Source organism: Kitasatospora sp. NPDC091207, assembly GCF_044768625.1.
Classification (GTDB): domain Bacteria; phylum Actinomycetota; class Actinomycetes; order Streptomycetales; family Streptomycetaceae; genus Kitasatospora.
This window is the reverse complement of record NZ_JBIVVS010000001.1, coordinates 548,236-562,597: the sequence shown is the minus strand read 5'-3', so window position 1 is coordinate 562,597 and position 14,362 is coordinate 548,236. Positions and strand designations below refer to the sequence as shown.

18 protein-coding genes and 1 pseudogene are annotated in these 14,362 nt (G+C 72.0%); 9 read left to right on the top strand and 10 right to left on the bottom strand.

Translation table 11 applies throughout. From position 1 onward, the window contains the following. The first annotated feature begins 38 nt into the window (after positions 1-38). The 3 genes from ACIQTO_RS02495 to ACIQTO_RS02485 all read left to right on the top strand — a co-directional run bounded on the left by ACIQTO_RS02495 (position 39) and on the right by ACIQTO_RS02485 (position 1,650). Positions 39-431, top strand: a complete 393-nt coding sequence (locus tag ACIQTO_RS02495; RefSeq protein WP_402381801.1) for a YidH family protein — start codon at positions 39-41, stop codon at positions 429-431. Positions 432-614: 183 nt separating this feature from the next. After that, complete coding sequence (gene tatA, locus ACIQTO_RS02490) at positions 615-929, top strand: Sec-independent protein translocase subunit TatA (protein WP_402381798.1); 315 nt, start codon at positions 615-617, stop codon at positions 927-929. Positions 930-1,077: 148 nt separating this feature from the next. Further along, positions 1,078-1,650 carry a potassium channel family protein gene (locus ACIQTO_RS02485; protein WP_402381795.1) on the top strand — a complete coding sequence of 191 codons (573 nt, stop codon included), beginning with the start codon at positions 1,078-1,080 and terminating at the stop codon, positions 1,648-1,650. A 19-nt stretch (positions 1,651-1,669) separates the two neighbouring features. Here the strand turns inward: ACIQTO_RS02485 and ACIQTO_RS02480 are convergent, their stop codons facing one another. The 5 genes from ACIQTO_RS02480 to ACIQTO_RS02460 all read right to left on the bottom strand — a co-directional run bounded on the left by ACIQTO_RS02480 (position 1,670) and on the right by ACIQTO_RS02460 (position 3,274). Next, the gene (locus tag ACIQTO_RS02480) at positions 1,670-2,038 is read right to left on the bottom strand and encodes a VOC family protein (protein WP_402381792.1); all 369 of its coding nucleotides are present in this window, start codon (positions 2,036-2,038) and stop codon (positions 1,670-1,672) included. A gap of 99 nt (positions 2,039-2,137) precedes the next feature. Then, complete coding sequence (locus ACIQTO_RS02475; protein ID WP_402382780.1) at positions 2,138-2,419, bottom strand: hypothetical protein; 282 nt, start codon at positions 2,417-2,419, stop codon at positions 2,138-2,140. Continuing rightward, positions 2,416-2,655, bottom strand: coding sequence for a hypothetical protein (locus ACIQTO_RS02470; protein WP_402381789.1), 240 nt, complete (start codon positions 2,653-2,655; stop codon positions 2,416-2,418). Before ACIQTO_RS02470 ends, ACIQTO_RS02475 begins: the two co-directional genes overlap by 4 nt. Next, the gene (locus tag ACIQTO_RS02465) at positions 2,643-2,900 is read right to left on the bottom strand and encodes a hypothetical protein (protein WP_402381787.1); all 258 of its coding nucleotides are present in this window, start codon (positions 2,898-2,900) and stop codon (positions 2,643-2,645) included. The genes ACIQTO_RS02470 and ACIQTO_RS02465 overlap by 13 nt, the downstream gene beginning before the upstream one ends. Further along, the gene (locus ACIQTO_RS02460) at positions 2,897-3,274 is read right to left on the bottom strand and encodes an ATP-binding protein (RefSeq protein WP_402381783.1); all 378 of its coding nucleotides are present in this window, start codon (positions 3,272-3,274) and stop codon (positions 2,897-2,899) included. Before ACIQTO_RS02460 ends, ACIQTO_RS02465 begins: the two co-directional genes overlap by 4 nt. On the opposite strand from ACIQTO_RS02460, the gene ACIQTO_RS02455 reads away from it, so the two are divergent. Next, positions 3,258-4,442, top strand: coding sequence for a helix-turn-helix domain-containing protein (locus tag ACIQTO_RS02455; protein ID WP_402381781.1), 1,185 nt, complete (start codon positions 3,258-3,260; stop codon positions 4,440-4,442). The two genes, ACIQTO_RS02460 and ACIQTO_RS02455, sit on opposite strands and share 17 nt — an antisense overlap. Before the next feature lie 2 nt (positions 4,443-4,444). Continuing rightward, positions 4,445-4,648, top strand: a complete 204-nt coding sequence (locus ACIQTO_RS02450; protein WP_402381778.1) for a DUF397 domain-containing protein — start codon at positions 4,445-4,447, stop codon at positions 4,646-4,648. A 71-nt stretch (positions 4,649-4,719) separates the two neighbouring features. Here the strand turns inward: ACIQTO_RS02450 and ACIQTO_RS02445 are convergent, their stop codons facing one another. Next, positions 4,720-5,487, bottom strand: coding sequence for a class I SAM-dependent methyltransferase (locus ACIQTO_RS02445; protein ID WP_402381775.1), 768 nt, complete (start codon positions 5,485-5,487; stop codon positions 4,720-4,722). 631 nt (positions 5,488-6,118) lie between these two features. Here ACIQTO_RS02445 and ACIQTO_RS02440 point away from each other — a divergent pair. From ACIQTO_RS02440 to ACIQTO_RS02430, 3 genes and pseudogenes are all read left to right on the top strand, one after another. After that, positions 6,119-6,307 (top strand): annotated as a pseudogene (locus ACIQTO_RS02440) (hypothetical protein); the annotation flags it as partial. Next, on the top strand, positions 6,294-6,821 hold the full coding sequence (locus ACIQTO_RS02435) for a DUF6879 family protein (RefSeq protein ID WP_402381772.1): 528 nt from the start codon (positions 6,294-6,296) through the stop codon (positions 6,819-6,821). The pseudogene ACIQTO_RS02440 and the gene ACIQTO_RS02435, both read left to right, overlap by 14 nt. Positions 6,822-7,050: 229 nt before the next feature. Beyond that, on the top strand, positions 7,051-7,803 hold the full coding sequence (locus ACIQTO_RS02430) for a DUF6879 family protein (RefSeq protein WP_402381770.1): 753 nt from the start codon (positions 7,051-7,053) through the stop codon (positions 7,801-7,803). Between the two features lie 66 nt (positions 7,804-7,869). Here the strand turns inward: ACIQTO_RS02430 and ACIQTO_RS02425 are convergent, their stop codons facing one another. Further along, positions 7,870-8,610 carry a class I SAM-dependent methyltransferase gene (locus ACIQTO_RS02425; protein ID WP_402381768.1) on the bottom strand — a complete coding sequence of 247 codons (741 nt, stop codon included), beginning with the start codon at positions 8,608-8,610 and terminating at the stop codon, positions 7,870-7,872. Between the two features lie 343 nt (positions 8,611-8,953). Here ACIQTO_RS02425 and ACIQTO_RS02420 point away from each other — a divergent pair, with 343 nt between their 5' ends. Beyond that, positions 8,954-10,075 (top strand): hypothetical protein, encoded by a 1,122-nt coding sequence (locus ACIQTO_RS02420; RefSeq protein ID WP_402381765.1) that lies wholly within the window; start codon positions 8,954-8,956, stop codon positions 10,073-10,075. Positions 10,076-10,100: 25 nt separating this feature from the next. Here ACIQTO_RS02420 and ACIQTO_RS02415 read toward each other — a convergent pair whose 3' ends face one another. From ACIQTO_RS02415 to ACIQTO_RS02405, 3 genes are all read right to left on the bottom strand, one after another. Beyond that, complete coding sequence (locus ACIQTO_RS02415) at positions 10,101-11,624, bottom strand: protein kinase (RefSeq protein ID WP_402381762.1); 1,524 nt, start codon at positions 11,622-11,624, stop codon at positions 10,101-10,103. 516 nt (positions 11,625-12,140) lie between these two features. Further along, positions 12,141-13,244: a hypothetical protein gene (locus ACIQTO_RS02410; RefSeq protein WP_402381761.1), complete on the bottom strand. Its 1,104-nt coding sequence runs from the start codon at positions 13,242-13,244 to the stop codon at positions 12,141-12,143. Then, positions 13,241-14,041 (bottom strand): RNA polymerase sigma factor, encoded by an 801-nt coding sequence (locus ACIQTO_RS02405; RefSeq protein WP_402382719.1) that lies wholly within the window; start codon positions 14,039-14,041, stop codon positions 13,241-13,243. The genes ACIQTO_RS02410 and ACIQTO_RS02405 overlap by 4 nt, the downstream gene beginning before the upstream one ends. Between the last annotated feature and the right edge of the window lie 321 nt (positions 14,042-14,362).

Genomic DNA, 14,362 nt, shown 5'->3' with positions numbered 1-14,362 from the left:
GGGTGCGACGGGACACCCGGAGCACAGCGGGAGGGCGGATGGCGGACCTGGGGCCGGAGCCGGACCCGGAAGCGGACCCGGAAGCGCGGCCGCCGGACGACGACGAGCCGGACTACCGCTTCTCGCTGGCCAACGAGCGGACCTTCCTGGCCTGGATCCGCACCGCGCTCGGCCTGCTCGCGGGCGGCATCGCCATCGACCAGCTGACCCCCGGTGTCGCCCCCGCGCCGCTGCGGATCGCCCTGGCGGCGGTCTGCGCGCTCGGCGGGGCGGCCCTCGGGGTGGCGGCGTACCGGCGGTGGACCCGGGTGCAGGCGGCGATGCGCGGGGGAGAACCGCTGCCGGGGACGCCCGTCCTCCTGGTGCTCTCGGTCTCCGTGGCGGCGGTGGCGCTGGTGTTCTGCGTCCTCATCATCGGTTATGCCAATTGATCCCGGTGGCTGGAATTCATCGCCTGTTCTCCACCACTCATCGCCGTCCGCCCTGGCGGCACCTGGTTTTTGACCAGCGTTTCCCAGCCGGTGTATACGTTCGCCGCCACGGCCAGGCATACTGGCCAGGTCGGGCGCTTTGCCCTCCCGTGACTCTAGACAAGAAGGGACCGGTGGCCAGGGATGCTGCGGAACGGTCTTGAGCCCTGGCACCTCCTGGTGGTGCTGGCGGTCGTCATCCTGCTGTTCGGATCGAAGAAGCTGCCGGAGATGGCCCGTGGCCTCGGCAAGTCCATGCGCATTCTGAAGGCGGAGACCAAGGCGCTGCGCGAGGACGAGGCTCCGGCCGCGGACGCCGCTGCCGCCGCCGCGCCGGGTACCGCGCAGAGCACCGCCGCCCCGCAGGCGCAGGCCGCGCCGCAGCAGCCGGTGGCCGCGCAGGCGGTCGCGCCGACCAACGTGACCAAGGCCACCGAGGCCCCGCGCACGACGGCCTGAGGTCCTTCCTTCGACCGAGCCCCCGCCGGAAACGGCGGGGGCTTCGTCGTACCCGGGGTACGGGCGGCCCCGCGGCTCCCCCGGTCCGGGGGCCCGTTCGGAGCAGCCCGGCGGGCGGGTCCGGCGGCGCTGCGGCAGGCTGAGCGGGATGTCCGCGACCCCGCCCCCGCCGCCCACCGAGGCCCGCATCGACCTGCGGGCCTGGCTCCTCCTGCTGGGCTCGTTCGCCCTGCTGATGCTCGCGTACTTCACCCTGCCGCTGCGCTACTTCGGCGAAAACCGCCCGGTGTTCAGCTGGCTGGTGTTCATCGCCGGCCTGACCCTGCTGAGCGGGCTCCTGCTGGCCCGGGTGCGGGACGTCCTGCGCGGGACGGGCCGGCGGCCCGGGGTGTGGCTGGTCTTCCTGATCTGTCTCTCGCTCACCGTCTTCGCCGCGACGTACTACGTGCTGGCCGCTTCGGAGGGCGAGTTCATCGGCCTGAGCACCCGTCTCGACGCGCTCTACTTCACCATCGTCACGATGGCCACCGTCGGCTACGGCGACATCACGGCGGCCGGGCAGTGGCCCCGGCTCATCGTGATCCTGCAGATCGTCTACAACTTCGTCTTCCTGGCGGCCGCCGCCGGGACCCTGACGCAGCGGGTCCGCAGCGGACTGGAAAGCCGGATGCGGGAGCCGGGCAGTGGCCGCCGGCACCGCAGAGGCGGCCACGACGAGTGACGCGGGCTCCGGCCGACCGTCAGCCGTGGGTGGTGTCGATCACGCAGAAGCGGTTGCCGTCCGGGTCGGCGAGGACGACGAAGTCCGGGTCCTCCGGATAGCGGTCCCAGTCGACGGTCCGGGCCCCCAGCGCGACCAGCCGCTCGATCTCGGCCGCCTGCTCGGCGGCGTCCGCCGTGTACAGGTCGAGGTGGACGCGGGGCTGTTCCTGAACGGGCGACTCGCTGAGACCGAGCGCCAGTTGCACACCGGGCCCCTTCGCGGGCACCAGGACCACCCAGTGGTCCTCGCCCTCGTCACGGGGGACGTAGCCCAGCGCCTCCGTCCAGAAGGCGACCGCGCGCCGGACGTCCGCGACACCCAACACGATGGATCCGATGGTCAGCATGGGCCGATTCTGCCTGGTCGCGCGGTCCGGCCGGCGGGGATTTTCCGGGTGGCGGCGAGGCCCCTGCCCGGGGTGGGCGGGGGCCTCTGCGGTGTCCGCTCAGGTGGGTATGCGGTGGCGGCCGGGGTTGGTGGGTCGTTCCCGGATCTCGGGGCCGTAGTGGCCGGCCTGGCGGGCGATCCAGGCGTATTCGGTGGTGCCGTCGGGGAGTTGGCGCAGTTCCCAGCGGCCGTGGCGGGTGATGGGCTTCGGTGCCTGGGTGTGGGGGTCGTCGTTGACCTTGAGGGCGGTGATGACGCCGAGGGCGACGGTGGTCAGCGCGAGCGCGAGGAGGGTGAGGAGGGCGGCGCCGATCAGGAAGTTGGCGGTGCCGGTTCTCATCGGTGGATGTCCAGGACGCGGTGGCCGAGGTGGGCGGCGAGGCCGTTCAGGAGTTCGTGGGCCTGGTCGTGGGTGAGGGGGAGGGCGAGCTGTTCGCCGGGGCCGGTGTGGAGGTCGAGGTCGACGGCGAGGCGGAGCTGGACGGCGGCGTCGGGGGCGTGCTCGACGCTGAGGTAGGCGACGGTGGTGCGTTCGGTGTGGATGGCGTCGGGGGTGAGGGGGATCAGGACTCCCACGGTTCGTTCCTCTCGGTGTCGCGGAGCAGGTGGAGGAGGTTGAGGAGGGTGGCGGTGGGGGCGTTGCCGAAGTCGACGAGGATCCGGCCGTCGACGGTGCTGTGGTGGGTGGTGGCGGAGCCCCACTGGATGCCGAACCTGGCGCCCCGGGTGTGGAGTTCGCGCAGGAGGGTGGTGATCTGGGTGGGGGTGTAGTCGCGCATGCGGGGGTCGTCGGGCGCGATCGGTTCGCGGTTGATGGTCACGCGGCGGCGTCCAGCTCGAACCAGACCCGCTTGCCGTTCTTGCGGGGGTCGGCGCCGAAGCGGTGGGTGAGGCAGCGGACCAGGTGCAGACCCCGGCCGGACAGCTCGTAGGGGTCGGTGGAGGTGCGGGGTTCGGGCAGGACGGGGCTGTCGTCGGCGACCGAGACGCGCAGGGTGCGGTTCGGGAGGAGGACGACCACGACGGTCGGGGCGGGGGTGGCGCCGTGGCGCCAGGCGTTGACGTAGAGCTCGCACAGGGCGAGTTCGGCGTCGGCGATCAGGTCGTCCGGCCAGGCGGCGAGGGCGAGGGCGTCCCGCAGCTCCTCACGGGCGGCGGACCAGTCGGGCGGTTCGGGCATGGTGAAGGCACACATGAGGGACCTCCGAGAAGAGGAGTGTGGTGGTTTCGTCGACCAGCGAAGGAGTCGTCGCCGTGAGCCAAGCCAGAACGGGACCGGGATGCCACGCATGGCTGCTCTGCGGTGCGCGGGCAGCAGGCGCCTACTGCCCTGGAAACAGGCGTTACTGACGATCCATCGGATCGAGGTGCCACGACCGTATCGCACGATCATGGTAACTTTTCCATGGATTCGAGATATTCCCTCTAACGTGGCAACCGCCGGACTGGATGGACCCGCGCACGACCAGCGCGGCAGACTGGGACCACCCTTGCCCCGGAAGGAACTCATGGCCCGCACGAACCCAACACTCCGTCAACGCAGGCTGGGCGTTGAGCTGCGAAGGATGCGTGAGCAGGCCGGTTTCGGCGGGAGTCAACTCGGCAGAGCCGTCGGGATGAACCCGGCCCAGGTGACGCAGATGGAGTCGGGAAAGATCGGCATCAGCGTGGAGCGCCTGCGCACCATCGCCGCAACGTGCATGTGCGCCAACCAGCCACTGATCGATGCCCTCGCCGACATCATCACTGACCGTGGGAAGCCCGGCTGGTGGGAGGAGTATCGCGAGACCCTGGCCGCAGACTTTCTAGAGGTCGCAGAGCTCGAACACTTTGCACGAGCGCTCTCGACTTACACGATCACTTTCGTCCCCGGACTGCTCCAGACCAGCAGCTACGCTTCCGCTGTCTTCTCGCAGGCCTACCCTCCCCTCCCGCGGCACGAGGTGGATCTCAGAACGGCATTCCGCATTCAGCGGCAACGGGTCGTCCACTCCGGCACGACACCGTATTCAGCGTTCATCCATGAAGCGGCGCTGCGGATGCAGTTCAGCGGCACGCAGGTACGCGCCGATCAGCTCGATGCCCTGATTGAGGACTCCGAAGCTCCTGGCATCTCCGTTCGGGTCCTGCCCTTCGATATCACAGGCTTGCCAAGCCCCATCGAGAACTTCACCTACGCCACAGGAACGATCTCCGACCTGGACACTGTGCAGACGGACACGGGATTTGGTAGCCAGCTCCTCGATGCCCCGGCGCACGTTGCGCGGTTCCGGGCCATCCTCGCCCAGATGGACTCGACTGCGCTCCCGGCGAAGGAGTCCCGAGAATTCCTCCGATCTATGAAGAAGGAAATGGAAGAGTAGGCATGTCTAGCTCCGCATGGCAGAAGTCCAGCTACTCCGCAGCGCACGACGACTGCGTCGAGGTACGCGGGCTACGCGGCCTGGTCGAGCTACGCGAGTCCGACGAAGGCGACGTCATCGTCCGCACCACCCCCACCAAGTTCGCCGCCTTCCTCCAAGGCGCCAAGGCCGGCGAGTTCGACCACCTCACCACCCCCACCCCATGACCAAGCGGCCCTCGCACCCCCGAGCGAGGGCCGAGCAGGCAGCCAAGGCCCGCGCCGAGCGGTGGAGCCACCTACTCGCCGGCGCGGGCCACAAGCAGCGGCTGGAAGAAGCTTGTCTCCTGCGGCATCCGCCACTGGGGGTCGACAAACCCGGCCTCGGCCGCGAGGCCGGCCAGCCGGTCGTGGCCGAGTGCCCAGTAGGTCGTCCGGCGGACCTGGACGCGCCATTCTCCGCCTGCCGGGAGGAGTTGGAAGTGCTCCAAGTCGTAGTGCTCCCCGTCGTCGTGCCAGTGCCAGAGCTGGAAGGAGACGGTTCGCTCTCCGCCGTCAGCGGCCCTGGAAACCTGCGGAGGCGTCGAAGCCGGACGATCGCGCAGCAGGTCGTCGTAGGGCCGTGTGCTGATCAGCAGCCGGCCACCTGGGCGCAGGACCCGGCGCATCTCGGCCAGGGCGGCGTTCACATCCTGCGCTGTCAGCAGGTGGGGCAGTGAGTTGTCGGCGCAGACGACCGTGTCGAACTGGCCGTCGGCAAACGGGAGGCGCCGCATGTCGGCGGCGGCCGTGCGCAGGCTCAGGCTCCGGCGGGCGGCCTCCCGGGCAGCGCGGGCGGCGGCGCGGGGGCTGATGTCCGTCCCGGTGACCCGGTGCCCGTGCAGCGCCAGGCCGATGGCCTGGGTGCCGATGCCGCAGGAACAGTCGAGCACCGCCGCGCGCTCCTGGCCGATCAGCGCGTCCAGGGCATCCCCCTGCCGACGGATGCCCGCGTCCCAGTCTGAGTAGATCAGGTGGTAGTCGTCGGCCAGGTCGTCATAGAAGTGCGCCACCGATGTCTCAGGCATGACCTGAGATTACCGTCCCGGATTCCCTGGAGGCACGGCCGACTTGGTGATCGGCACGAACGTCCTCACTGACGGAAATGCCGTCATTTCCCGTGAACATCCGCGAGCGCGCCGATCACCAACTGCTGAACGTGGGCGAGTTCGACCACCTCACCGCCCCGACCACATGACCAAGCGGCCCTCGCTCCCCCGAGCGAGGGCCGCCATCGTTGGTTCACCCCGTTCAGGTCGACCGGCCCCAACCCGCGCTGTCTGCCATGCTCCGTGTTCCCCGGAGTGGGAAGTCGGACCCGCCGACTTCCCACTCCGACCGCAACCCCGCTCTCACGCCCCGACCGACTTCGCCACATTCCTGCATGTCACCGCAGCCGCCGAGTTCGACGGCCCCGCCACCAACGCGTAGCGAAACGTTTCGGCGGGCCCCTTGCTTCTCACGAAGGGCTGCCGCGAAAGGCGCGTGATCGTGCCACGCAGGCGGCCTCTCGCCGGGCGAAGAACTCAATGGGTTGTGAACCTCCGATCGCTTGAACGAAGTTGGTCCGGTTTCCAGTATCGGAAACGCGAACCTCTTGCCTGCGTCCCGCTTGCCTCGGGAGGATCGTGGGGAGACCGCGCGAGCAAGGAGGCACCAGTGGAGCTGACACGGCTTGTAGGTTCCTGCGATGAAGGCGAGTGCCCGACCCTGTACTTGACGGATCGGGGCACGCTCGCCGTTCAGGGCGAGCGGGTGAGCGAGCACGATCTCCGGATTCCCGCTCATGAGGCGCTGGTAGAGGTCCCCATCGAACTCATTCGAAAGGCCGTCCATGACAACCTCATCCAGGACGCTCGGAGACTGCTTCTCGGAGTTCGGCCAGGAGGCGTTCCGACTGGAAACGCTGGACGACTACAGCCAATCCGGTGGAGTGGACGCCTACCATGCCTTCCTCGCGGGCGAGGAGCAGCCCGCGGACTACAAGACAGCCGGGTGGGTCAAAACGGTGGCCGACGCCACGCGGGCCGGCAAGCGCATGTACCGGGTCCACATCCTCTCGCGCCCGCTCACCGACTATCTCCGGTTCGAGCTTGCCTGGGGCTATCACCGGAACATGGCGGCTGGGGAGGAGTTCTTCATCCTCGACACCACCGGTCAGGAGAACCCGATTCCGGAGGCGCCGGACTTCTGGCTGTTCGACGACGAGACCGCGGCCGTGATGAGCTATGACGACAACGGAAGGTACCTCGGGGTCGAACTCCTTTCCGACAGCCGGATCGCCGGATTCAAGACGTACCGCGACATCGTGATGGCGCGGTCCGTACCGTTCGCCGAATGGTGGGCACAGCACGGCGAGTGAACAGGACACAGCTCGGGGCGGCGCTGCGGGCGCCAAGGCCAGCGAGTTCGACCGCCTCACCACTCCCACCGCGTAGCCAAGACCACCCGGCTCTGACCCCCGTCCGGCCCTTCATCGGGCCGGACGGGGGATTTCCGCCGCCTCGGAGAATTTTCGAGAATCGACGTCCTCCCCCTCACTACCGGGCGGCATCCTGAGACAACCTGCGACGACGGCGAGGGGAACAGCTGTGAGCCGACGACTGCGCTACATCGGAAGCAACTCGGGGAACAACGGATGCCCGACGCTCTACGAAGTCGTGGAGACCGGGGACGTACTGGTGCAGGGCGATCTCGTGACCGACCCCGAGGAGGTGGCCCAACTCCGCAATGTCCAGCCGGGCGAAGGGTTCGTGATCGTGCCGCGCGCCCTGCTCGCCGACTTCTCCCCCCGTGACGTGGACCGGGAACCCGTGTTGATCAGCTTCGACGAGTTCGACGGCATGTTCGAGAGCTTTCAGCACACGGCCTTCCGGCTGGAGACCCGTCGCCGGTACCGCTCCGACGAGCAGACGGAGACCTACCGCCGTTTCACCGCCGGGCAAGCGGTCGGATGGGACCTGGACGATCCCTGGTGCCTTTCGCGTCGCGAGCAGGTCAGTCTCGGAAAGCGGTTCGAGCGGGTGCGGATCATGGACAACCCGCCCACCCCGGGGCAGCGGTACCTGCTCGACAACGCCGAGCGGAACAGCGCCGTCGGGGAGGACATCCGCTGTCTCTGGCGCGCGGACGCCGACCGTCTGGACCTCCCGAACGAGGACGCCTGGCTGTTCGACTCGCGTGTGATCGCCCTGCTGCACTTCGACGCCGACGACGATCTGACCGGCGTGGAACTGATCACCGACCCGGTGCAGGTCGCCCGTGCCTGCCAGGTTCGCGATGCCGCTTGGCACTTCGCCACTCCTCACCGGGCGTTCGGCGCTGGAGTCCCGTCGGACCGGTGAGCACGACTCGACCGGGCGGCCCCCGCTCACCCGAGCGAGGGCCGCCCTGGTCGATCCGCCGCCGGATCAGGCGCGGCAGCGCAGCATCGTCAGCGGCGGGTTGGCGTGGTAGTCCGCCCAGAACTCCTCGCCGTGCTCGCGCACGCCGGCGGCGGAGATCTCCAGCGGCACCCAGGTGATCTCGCTGAACCCGGCCGCCCGCAGGGACTTCTCCAGGACCTCCCGGCTCGGCGGGTTCGCCTCGAACGAGATCGGCGGGTCGAGGAGCGCGGTGATCCGCACCCGCGGCCCGATCGCCGTCCGCTCACCGAGCGACTCGCACAGGAAGCCGTACTTGGCCAGGCCCGGACCCTCGAACCGGAGGTCCGGATTCTGCGTGAAGACGAAGAACTCGGCCCCCGGCGCGACGCTGCGGTGGATGGTGCGACACATCCGCTCGATGGTGGCGACATCCTCGGCGTAGTTGAACAGCTGGACCGCGATCGCGATGTCGAACGGCTCCTCGAAGGACCGCAGTTCGGCGACGTCCCCGACCTCGTAGCGCACGCCCAGCGGCTGGGCGGCCTCCAGGCCCCGGCCCGCCTCGACCATCGCGGAGGAGATGTCGACGCCGAGCACGTCGGACGCACCGCGTCGCTTGAACTCCCGGCTGTAGAAGCCGGTTCCGGAGGCGAGGTCGAGGATCGACTTCCCCTTCACGTCGCCGACGAGGGCAAGGAAGCCCGGCACCTCGCCGAACCGCGTGAGCGGAAGGGTCTTGAAGCCCTCGAACGCCTCACCGATCTCGTCATACAGCTGACCACTCATCGTGGCTCTCCCCCATCTGTCCTCGGCGTCGGCCTTCGGAACAGGCCGCGGCCCCTTGGCCGGAAGTCTCCCTTCCGCCGACCGGGGCGGCGTACTGGTGGAACCCCCAAATATGGCGCGGCCGAAACCGGTGAGGTCTTCGTGTTCGTATCGGAAGCCTGCCGGGCCCAGGCGCCCAAGCTCCGCGCCGCACGGATGAGGTGATGGCCGATCAGCACTACGCTCGAAGCTCCGACGTGAGAAGTCGGCGGGTCCGACGTCCCACTCCGGCACGCCGTCCGGAAAACCGATTGGCGGACCGACGAAGGGCTGTGATGATGCCTCCGATTCCCTCGGAGGACGCTTGTTCGTTTTCGTGTGCGCGGGGTGCGGCGCCGAGCTGACCGCCCCGCTGTCCCAGGTCGCCCTGCCGGTCCACGCCCATCAGTCCTACGGGAACGGGATCCAGCTGCCGGTGCTCATGGAGTCCGGCACCTTCGCCGTGGACCCGGAACCCTCGGGCCCACCGTGGCGGCGGTGGGAGGAGATCCCGCCGGACGAGGCGGCCGCCCGCGGCGTCTACGCACCGGTCTGGGCGCTCTCCGACGGCGCGCCGGGCGCGATCGTCATCGCGCCCGGCGACGCCCACGGCACCGTGCTGATCCCGGAGAATCGCGGTGGCGGCTCCTGCTGCGGCCTCGACGGAGCCGACGGCCCCAACGTGGCCTGCGTGGCGTGCGCCCTGCCCGTGGCGAGCCGGATCGACGACTGCTCGCTCTGGCAGGCGCTGTGGCTCGACCCGAACGCCGTACGCCGCCAACCCGTCGACGGCACCGACGCGGCACCGCTCTCCTGGGGGGAGCTGCTGGCAGAGGGGAACAGCACGCCCCCGTTCGAGCCGGTCCTCACCTGGGGGTCCCGGACGACGGCCGGCCACTGGTCGAACCACGTGTGGGCATGGAGCCCGCGGTGGGAGGCGGCGGCCGGCCGCGCGCTCGCCCACCTGCTGGTGGCCTCGGAGGGCCGGCCGGTGACCGTCCCGGATGGCCTGACCGGGGAGGTGTTCCAACGCGCGCTCGACGCCCTGCTGCCCGCGGGCCCACCCGCCCGCCGCGCCGTCCTGGCCGGACCGGGCCTGCCGGCCCCCGACGGGGACGCCGACATCCTCCTCGTGCCGTCCCATCCCCGGACCGGGGAGAGCTGGTCCCCGCCCGGTACGGCGGCGTACCCGGTGCCGTTGCCGTTCGGGGTCTGGCACCGGCTGGTCCACCCCGAGCCGGACCTCCCCGCCCCCACCTCGGGCCGACTGCCCGACGGCGTCCTCCGTGACGACTTCGACCCGCCCGCGGTGCGCCCCGACCGCCTGTTCCGGATCGACCTGGCGGTGTTCCGGCACACCCTGGTGCGGCTGCCCGCCGTGCGCGCCCCGTGGCTCCGCACGCTCCTCGACGGTCTCGCGCAGCACCATCCGGCCGGCCTCTTCTAGCCCGTGAACCGGGCCGCCCGCCGTGTCACCCGTCCTGGTCCTGCTCGGCGGAGGCGTTGAGAGAGGTGATCAGCACGGTCAGCCGGGTGTTCCAGTTCGCGGCCGTCTGCCCGTCGATCGCGTGCTTCTTGGCGAGGTCCCGGACCGTCCGCTGGGCGTTCTTCAACTCCTGTGCGGCGTCCTCCTCCTTCCCCTGGTTGAGGCGCGAGGCCGCGTCGTCGAGGGTGTGCAGGAGGTCGAGCTGGCGGTCCCGCTCCTTGCCGACCTGGGTCTGGACGACCGCCTGGCGCAGGGCGTTGAGCTGCACGGCGGGGGTCTGGCCGCGCGGCGGGGTCGGGGCGGCCGTCGGGGCGGGGGTCGGCGTCGGCGTGGGAGTCGGAGTGAGGGCCGCGGACGGCGTGGGCGCCGTGGACGTCGGGGCGGCCGAGGCGACCTTGGTCGGCTTGGGCGGCGGCGCGGCGGCAGGGGTGGTCGGGTCGTCGAAGGCGGTGAGCGCGAGCATCGCGGCGCCGGCGATCCCCACCAGGCCCAGCGCGCCGAACACCAGCGGCTTGCGCCGGCTCTCCCGGACGGGCTCGTCGTCCGCCGTGAAGGGGGCGGCCGTGAAGGGGGCGGCCGGGACCGGCGCCATCACCGAGGTGGCGGCGGGCGCGGGCCGGGCGGCGACGGGCGGCAGCAGCTGGGTGGCCGCACCGGTGGCGAGCAGCTCGCTGGTCGGGTCGGAGAAGGCCAGCCCCGGAATGGTCGCCAGCAGTTCGGCGCGCGCGGCCGCACCGGTGCCGGGCCGGTCGGCCGGGTTCTTGGCGAGCAGGCGCAGCACCACCGCGTCCAGCGCCGCCGGCACCCCGGCCCGTCTCGCCGACGGCGGCAGCGGCAGCTCGGTGACGTGCTTGAACGCGATCGCCACCGGCGTCTCGGCGGTGAACGGCGGTGCGCCGGTGAGCATCTCGGTCAGCACGCAGCCGACCGCGTACAGGTCGGTGCGGCCGTCCAGCTCGGCGGCGGTGGCCTGCTCGGGCGACAGGTAGGCCGCCGTGCCGAGCACCATCGCCGCCTGGGTGAGGTTGCTGGACGAACCGGCCCGGGCGATGCCGAAGTCGACGACCTTCACCCCGCCGTCATTGGTGATCATGATGTTGCCGGGCTTGATGTCCCGGTGCACCAGCCCCGCGCCGTGCGCGACCTCCAGCGCCTCGCAGACCGCCGCGGCGATGCCGACGGCCCGCTCGACGGGCAGGCCGGGCTGCTGCGCCAGCAGCGCGGCGAGCGACCACCCCTGGACCAGCTCCATGACGATGTACGGCGAGCCCTGATCCACCCCGGAGTCGAAGACCATGACGATCCGCGGGTGCACCAGCATCGCCGCGTGCTGCGCCTCGCGGCTGAACCGCTCGGCGAAGCGCGGGTCGTCGGCGAGGCCCCCGTTGAGGACCTTGACGGCCACCTGGCGGCCCAGCACGTGGTCCACGCCCCGCCAGACGGTGGCCATGCCGCCGACGCCGAGTATCTCGACGAGTTCGTAACGCCCGTTCAGCGCCCGTCCGATCACCTGGAACCGCTCCCCTCGCGTGCCCTGCCCGCGGCCCACGGACCGCCTCGTGCACGTGTGCACGATAGCCGCCGGCGCCGGCCGCCTCCCCGGGTCCGGCCGCCCGGCCGCCCGGGGTGCCCCGGCCCCGGACCGGACGGGCCGCCGGGAGAAGGCGGCCCGCCGGACGGGGTGGCGGCCGGGGAACCGGGCAGCGGTTCCCCGGCCGCCGGCTCGTGGTCGTGCCGGGTGCCGGTCACGATCAGGTCCGGGCCCGGCACGGGCCGGTGGTGCGGGGTGCGGCCCGCCCGTTGCGGGCGGGCGGGCCGACGGGTTCGGCCCTGGCCGGACCGGCGGCGCGTCCGGGGTGCGCCGTACGGTCCGGCCGGGGCCGGCCGGGCGGGCGGTCGGCACGGGGGGCCGATCGTCCACCCGGGGTCTGGGGGTGGAGCTGTCCTGCGGTGGAGCGGGTGGTTCGGTCCGGATGAGCGGCGAGCCCGGGGGGTTTTCGCTCGCCGCTCATCCGGAGTTCTGGGGTTACCTCTTGGGAGAGGCGTCGGCGGACTGTCCCGAGCGGTCGGGCTTCGGCAGGACGCCGGGGAGCGTCGGCAGGGCGGTCGGCAGCGAGGGGGGCCCGGTCCGACCGGTGCCGGTGCCGCTCTTCCCGTCGTCCTTCCTGCCGTCGTCCTTCTTCCCGTCGTCCTTCTTCCCGTCGTCCTTCTTGCCGCCGCCGTTGCCGCCGCCGTCGTCGTCGCCACCGGGGCGGGACGGCGGGGTGGCGCCCTGCGGGTCGGGCTCGTCCTTGTGCCGCAGGACGTCGCCGCAGTACGCCTCCACCTCCTCCGGGCCGCCCGCCGCCGCGACCAGCGCGCCGAACTGCGGGTCCGCGACCAGCAGCCGCTGGCGCTCGCCCTTGCCCTTCCGGTCGGTGTAGCCCTGGCAGAGGGCGATCAGGAGGGCCCTGGCCTGCGAGCCCCTGGTCTCCGCCGGGGCGAAGGGCGAGGGCGGGGCCCCCGGTGACGGCGGCGCCACCGCTCCGGTGGACGGAGCACCGGAGGACGGCCCGCCGGAGGAGGCGCCGGTGGACGGCCCGGAGCCGGGCCGGCGCGCGGACGGACTGCCGTCCGGGGCGGCGGAGCCGGCCGCCGGGGCGGAGGGGGCGGTGGCGGGCGCCAGCAGCGGACGCCTCGGCTCCTCGGTACCGCCGCCGAGCGGCGAGGGCAGATTGCCCGTGCCGGCGGCGACCGCCACCCCGCCGAGCGCGGTGGCGCCGAGCACGACGGCAACGGCCTTCGTACTGAAGGCCCTGGCCAGCGCGGCGGTTGCCATCGATCGTCTCCGGACGGGTGCGGGTACGGCGGGTCCAGCAGGGGCGGGCGCGAGACGGGCCTCCCGGAACGCGGCCAGGGCCGCCTCCTCCCCGGCCAGTTCGCCCGCCGTCGCCGGAGCGGCGGCAGCGGCCAGCACACGGGCCACCCGCTCTTCCGGCCCGTTCTCGGGCTGGAGGGGCCGGGCCGGCCCGGTGCGGGCGTCCGCTCCGGTGAGCGAGGCGTCCCGTCCGGCCGACGGTCCGCCCACGGCACCGCCGAGCAGGTGCTCGGCCGTGTCCTGGTCGATCCGGCGGGATCGGTTGGTGCTCATCTCATGTCCTTCAGCGTCGCGGCCCGGCGTTCTGTCACACCCTGCGGAGGAATTTCTTTTCCGGCCGGTCCGGCGGCTCTCGGCCGGGCCGGCCGGGCCGGGATGCCCGCCCCCGCCGGGAAGGACTGCTCCAGCAGCTTGGCGAGCCGGCGCAGCCCCCGGTGCGCGGCCATCCGGACACTGCCGGACTTCTTGCCGAGCACCCGGGCGGCGCTCTCCGCGTCCAGCCCCATCACCACCCGCAGCAGGACGGCCTCGGCCTGGTCCGGCGGCAGCCGGGAGATCAGCGCCAGCGCGTCCGCCGTGCCGACGGCGGTCAGCGCCGAGCCCGCCGTGTCGTCCCCGGCGGCCAGCTCGGCCAGGTAGTCGAACGGCAGGTCGGCGACCGGGCGGCGGCGCCGGGCCCGCAGGTGGTCCAGCGCGCGGTTGCGGGCGATGGTGGCGGCCCAGCCCCGGAAGCCGTCGCCGTCGCCGGAGAAGCCGCGCAGGTCGCGGGCGATCTGCAGCCAGGCCTCGGAGGCGATGTCCTCGGCGTCCTGGACGTCCTCGGGCCGGCCGCCGACCAGCACCCGGAGGTAGCGGAGCAGACCCGGCTGGACGCTCCGGAACAGCAGCCGGAACGCCTCCTCGTCACCGCCCTGCGCCGCCCGCACGGCCTCCGACAGGTCGGCGGGGGCACTGGCCGCGTCCCGGGACGGGGGTGGCGGCGGGCCGGACGTCCGTGCTGCCGGACCGGATCGGCCGACGGGGTTGTCGGTGCCCGCTCCGGGGCGCTCTGCGTTCTGCACCCGCCACATCATGCGCCATGTGCGCCGTCCGTCCGACCTTCCGGGGTCCCCGGTGCGCACTCCCGGGCTCCCGCACTCCCCCGCTCGCGGGCGACCGGCCGCGCCCCCTTTCCCCGCGGTGCGCCCCGGCCGGGTCCGGGCGGGGCAGCCGGAGCGCGGTCCGCCGTCGGAGCCCCGTAGGACCGGTCCCGACCAAGGGCGCAGCGCGCCGGGCCCAAGGTCCCGCGCGCCGCTGCCCTTCGCCCGCGGCCCGGCCGGGCCCCGCCTGCGACCGTGGAAGAAGGGCACCGCGGTCCCGGACCGACCCCGCCGGAACCGCCCGCCCCCATG

What these genes read in the sequence shown, in the direction of transcription:
- ACIQTO_RS02455 (WP_402381781.1), top strand. Translation starts at nt 3,258, where the DNA reads ATGGTGAAGGCACACATGAGGGACCTCCGAGAAGAGGAGTGTGGTGGT.
- ACIQTO_RS02405 (WP_402382719.1), bottom strand. Translation starts at nt 14,041, where the DNA reads ATGTGGCGGGTGCAGAACGCAGAGCGCCCCGGAGCGGGCACCGACAAC.
- ACIQTO_RS02445 (WP_402381775.1), bottom strand. Translation starts at nt 5,487, where the DNA reads ATGCCTGAGACATCGGTGGCGCACTTCTATGACGACCTGGCCGACGAC.
- ACIQTO_RS02460 (WP_402381783.1), bottom strand. Translation starts at nt 3,274, where the DNA reads ATGTGTGCCTTCACCATGCCCGAACCGCCCGACTGGTCCGCCGCCCGT.
- ACIQTO_RS02485 (WP_402381795.1), top strand. Translation starts at nt 1,078, where the DNA reads ATGTCCGCGACCCCGCCCCCGCCGCCCACCGAGGCCCGCATCGACCTG.
- ACIQTO_RS02495 (WP_402381801.1), top strand. Translation starts at nt 39, where the DNA reads ATGGCGGACCTGGGGCCGGAGCCGGACCCGGAAGCGGACCCGGAAGCG.
- ACIQTO_RS02450 (WP_402381778.1), top strand. Translation starts at nt 4,445, where the DNA reads ATGTCTAGCTCCGCATGGCAGAAGTCCAGCTACTCCGCAGCGCACGAC.
- ACIQTO_RS02480 (WP_402381792.1), bottom strand. Translation starts at nt 2,038, where the DNA reads ATGCTGACCATCGGATCCATCGTGTTGGGTGTCGCGGACGTCCGGCGC.
- ACIQTO_RS02475 (WP_402382780.1), bottom strand. Translation starts at nt 2,419, where the DNA reads ATGAGAACCGGCACCGCCAACTTCCTGATCGGCGCCGCCCTCCTCACC.
- tatA (WP_402381798.1), top strand. Translation starts at nt 615, where the DNA reads ATGCTGCGGAACGGTCTTGAGCCCTGGCACCTCCTGGTGGTGCTGGCG.
- ACIQTO_RS02435 (WP_402381772.1), top strand. Translation starts at nt 6,294, where the DNA reads ATGACAACCTCATCCAGGACGCTCGGAGACTGCTTCTCGGAGTTCGGC.
- ACIQTO_RS02410 (WP_402381761.1), bottom strand. Translation starts at nt 13,244, where the DNA reads ATGAGCACCAACCGATCCCGCCGGATCGACCAGGACACGGCCGAGCAC.
- ACIQTO_RS02425 (WP_402381768.1), bottom strand. Translation starts at nt 8,610, where the DNA reads ATGAGTGGTCAGCTGTATGACGAGATCGGTGAGGCGTTCGAGGGCTTC.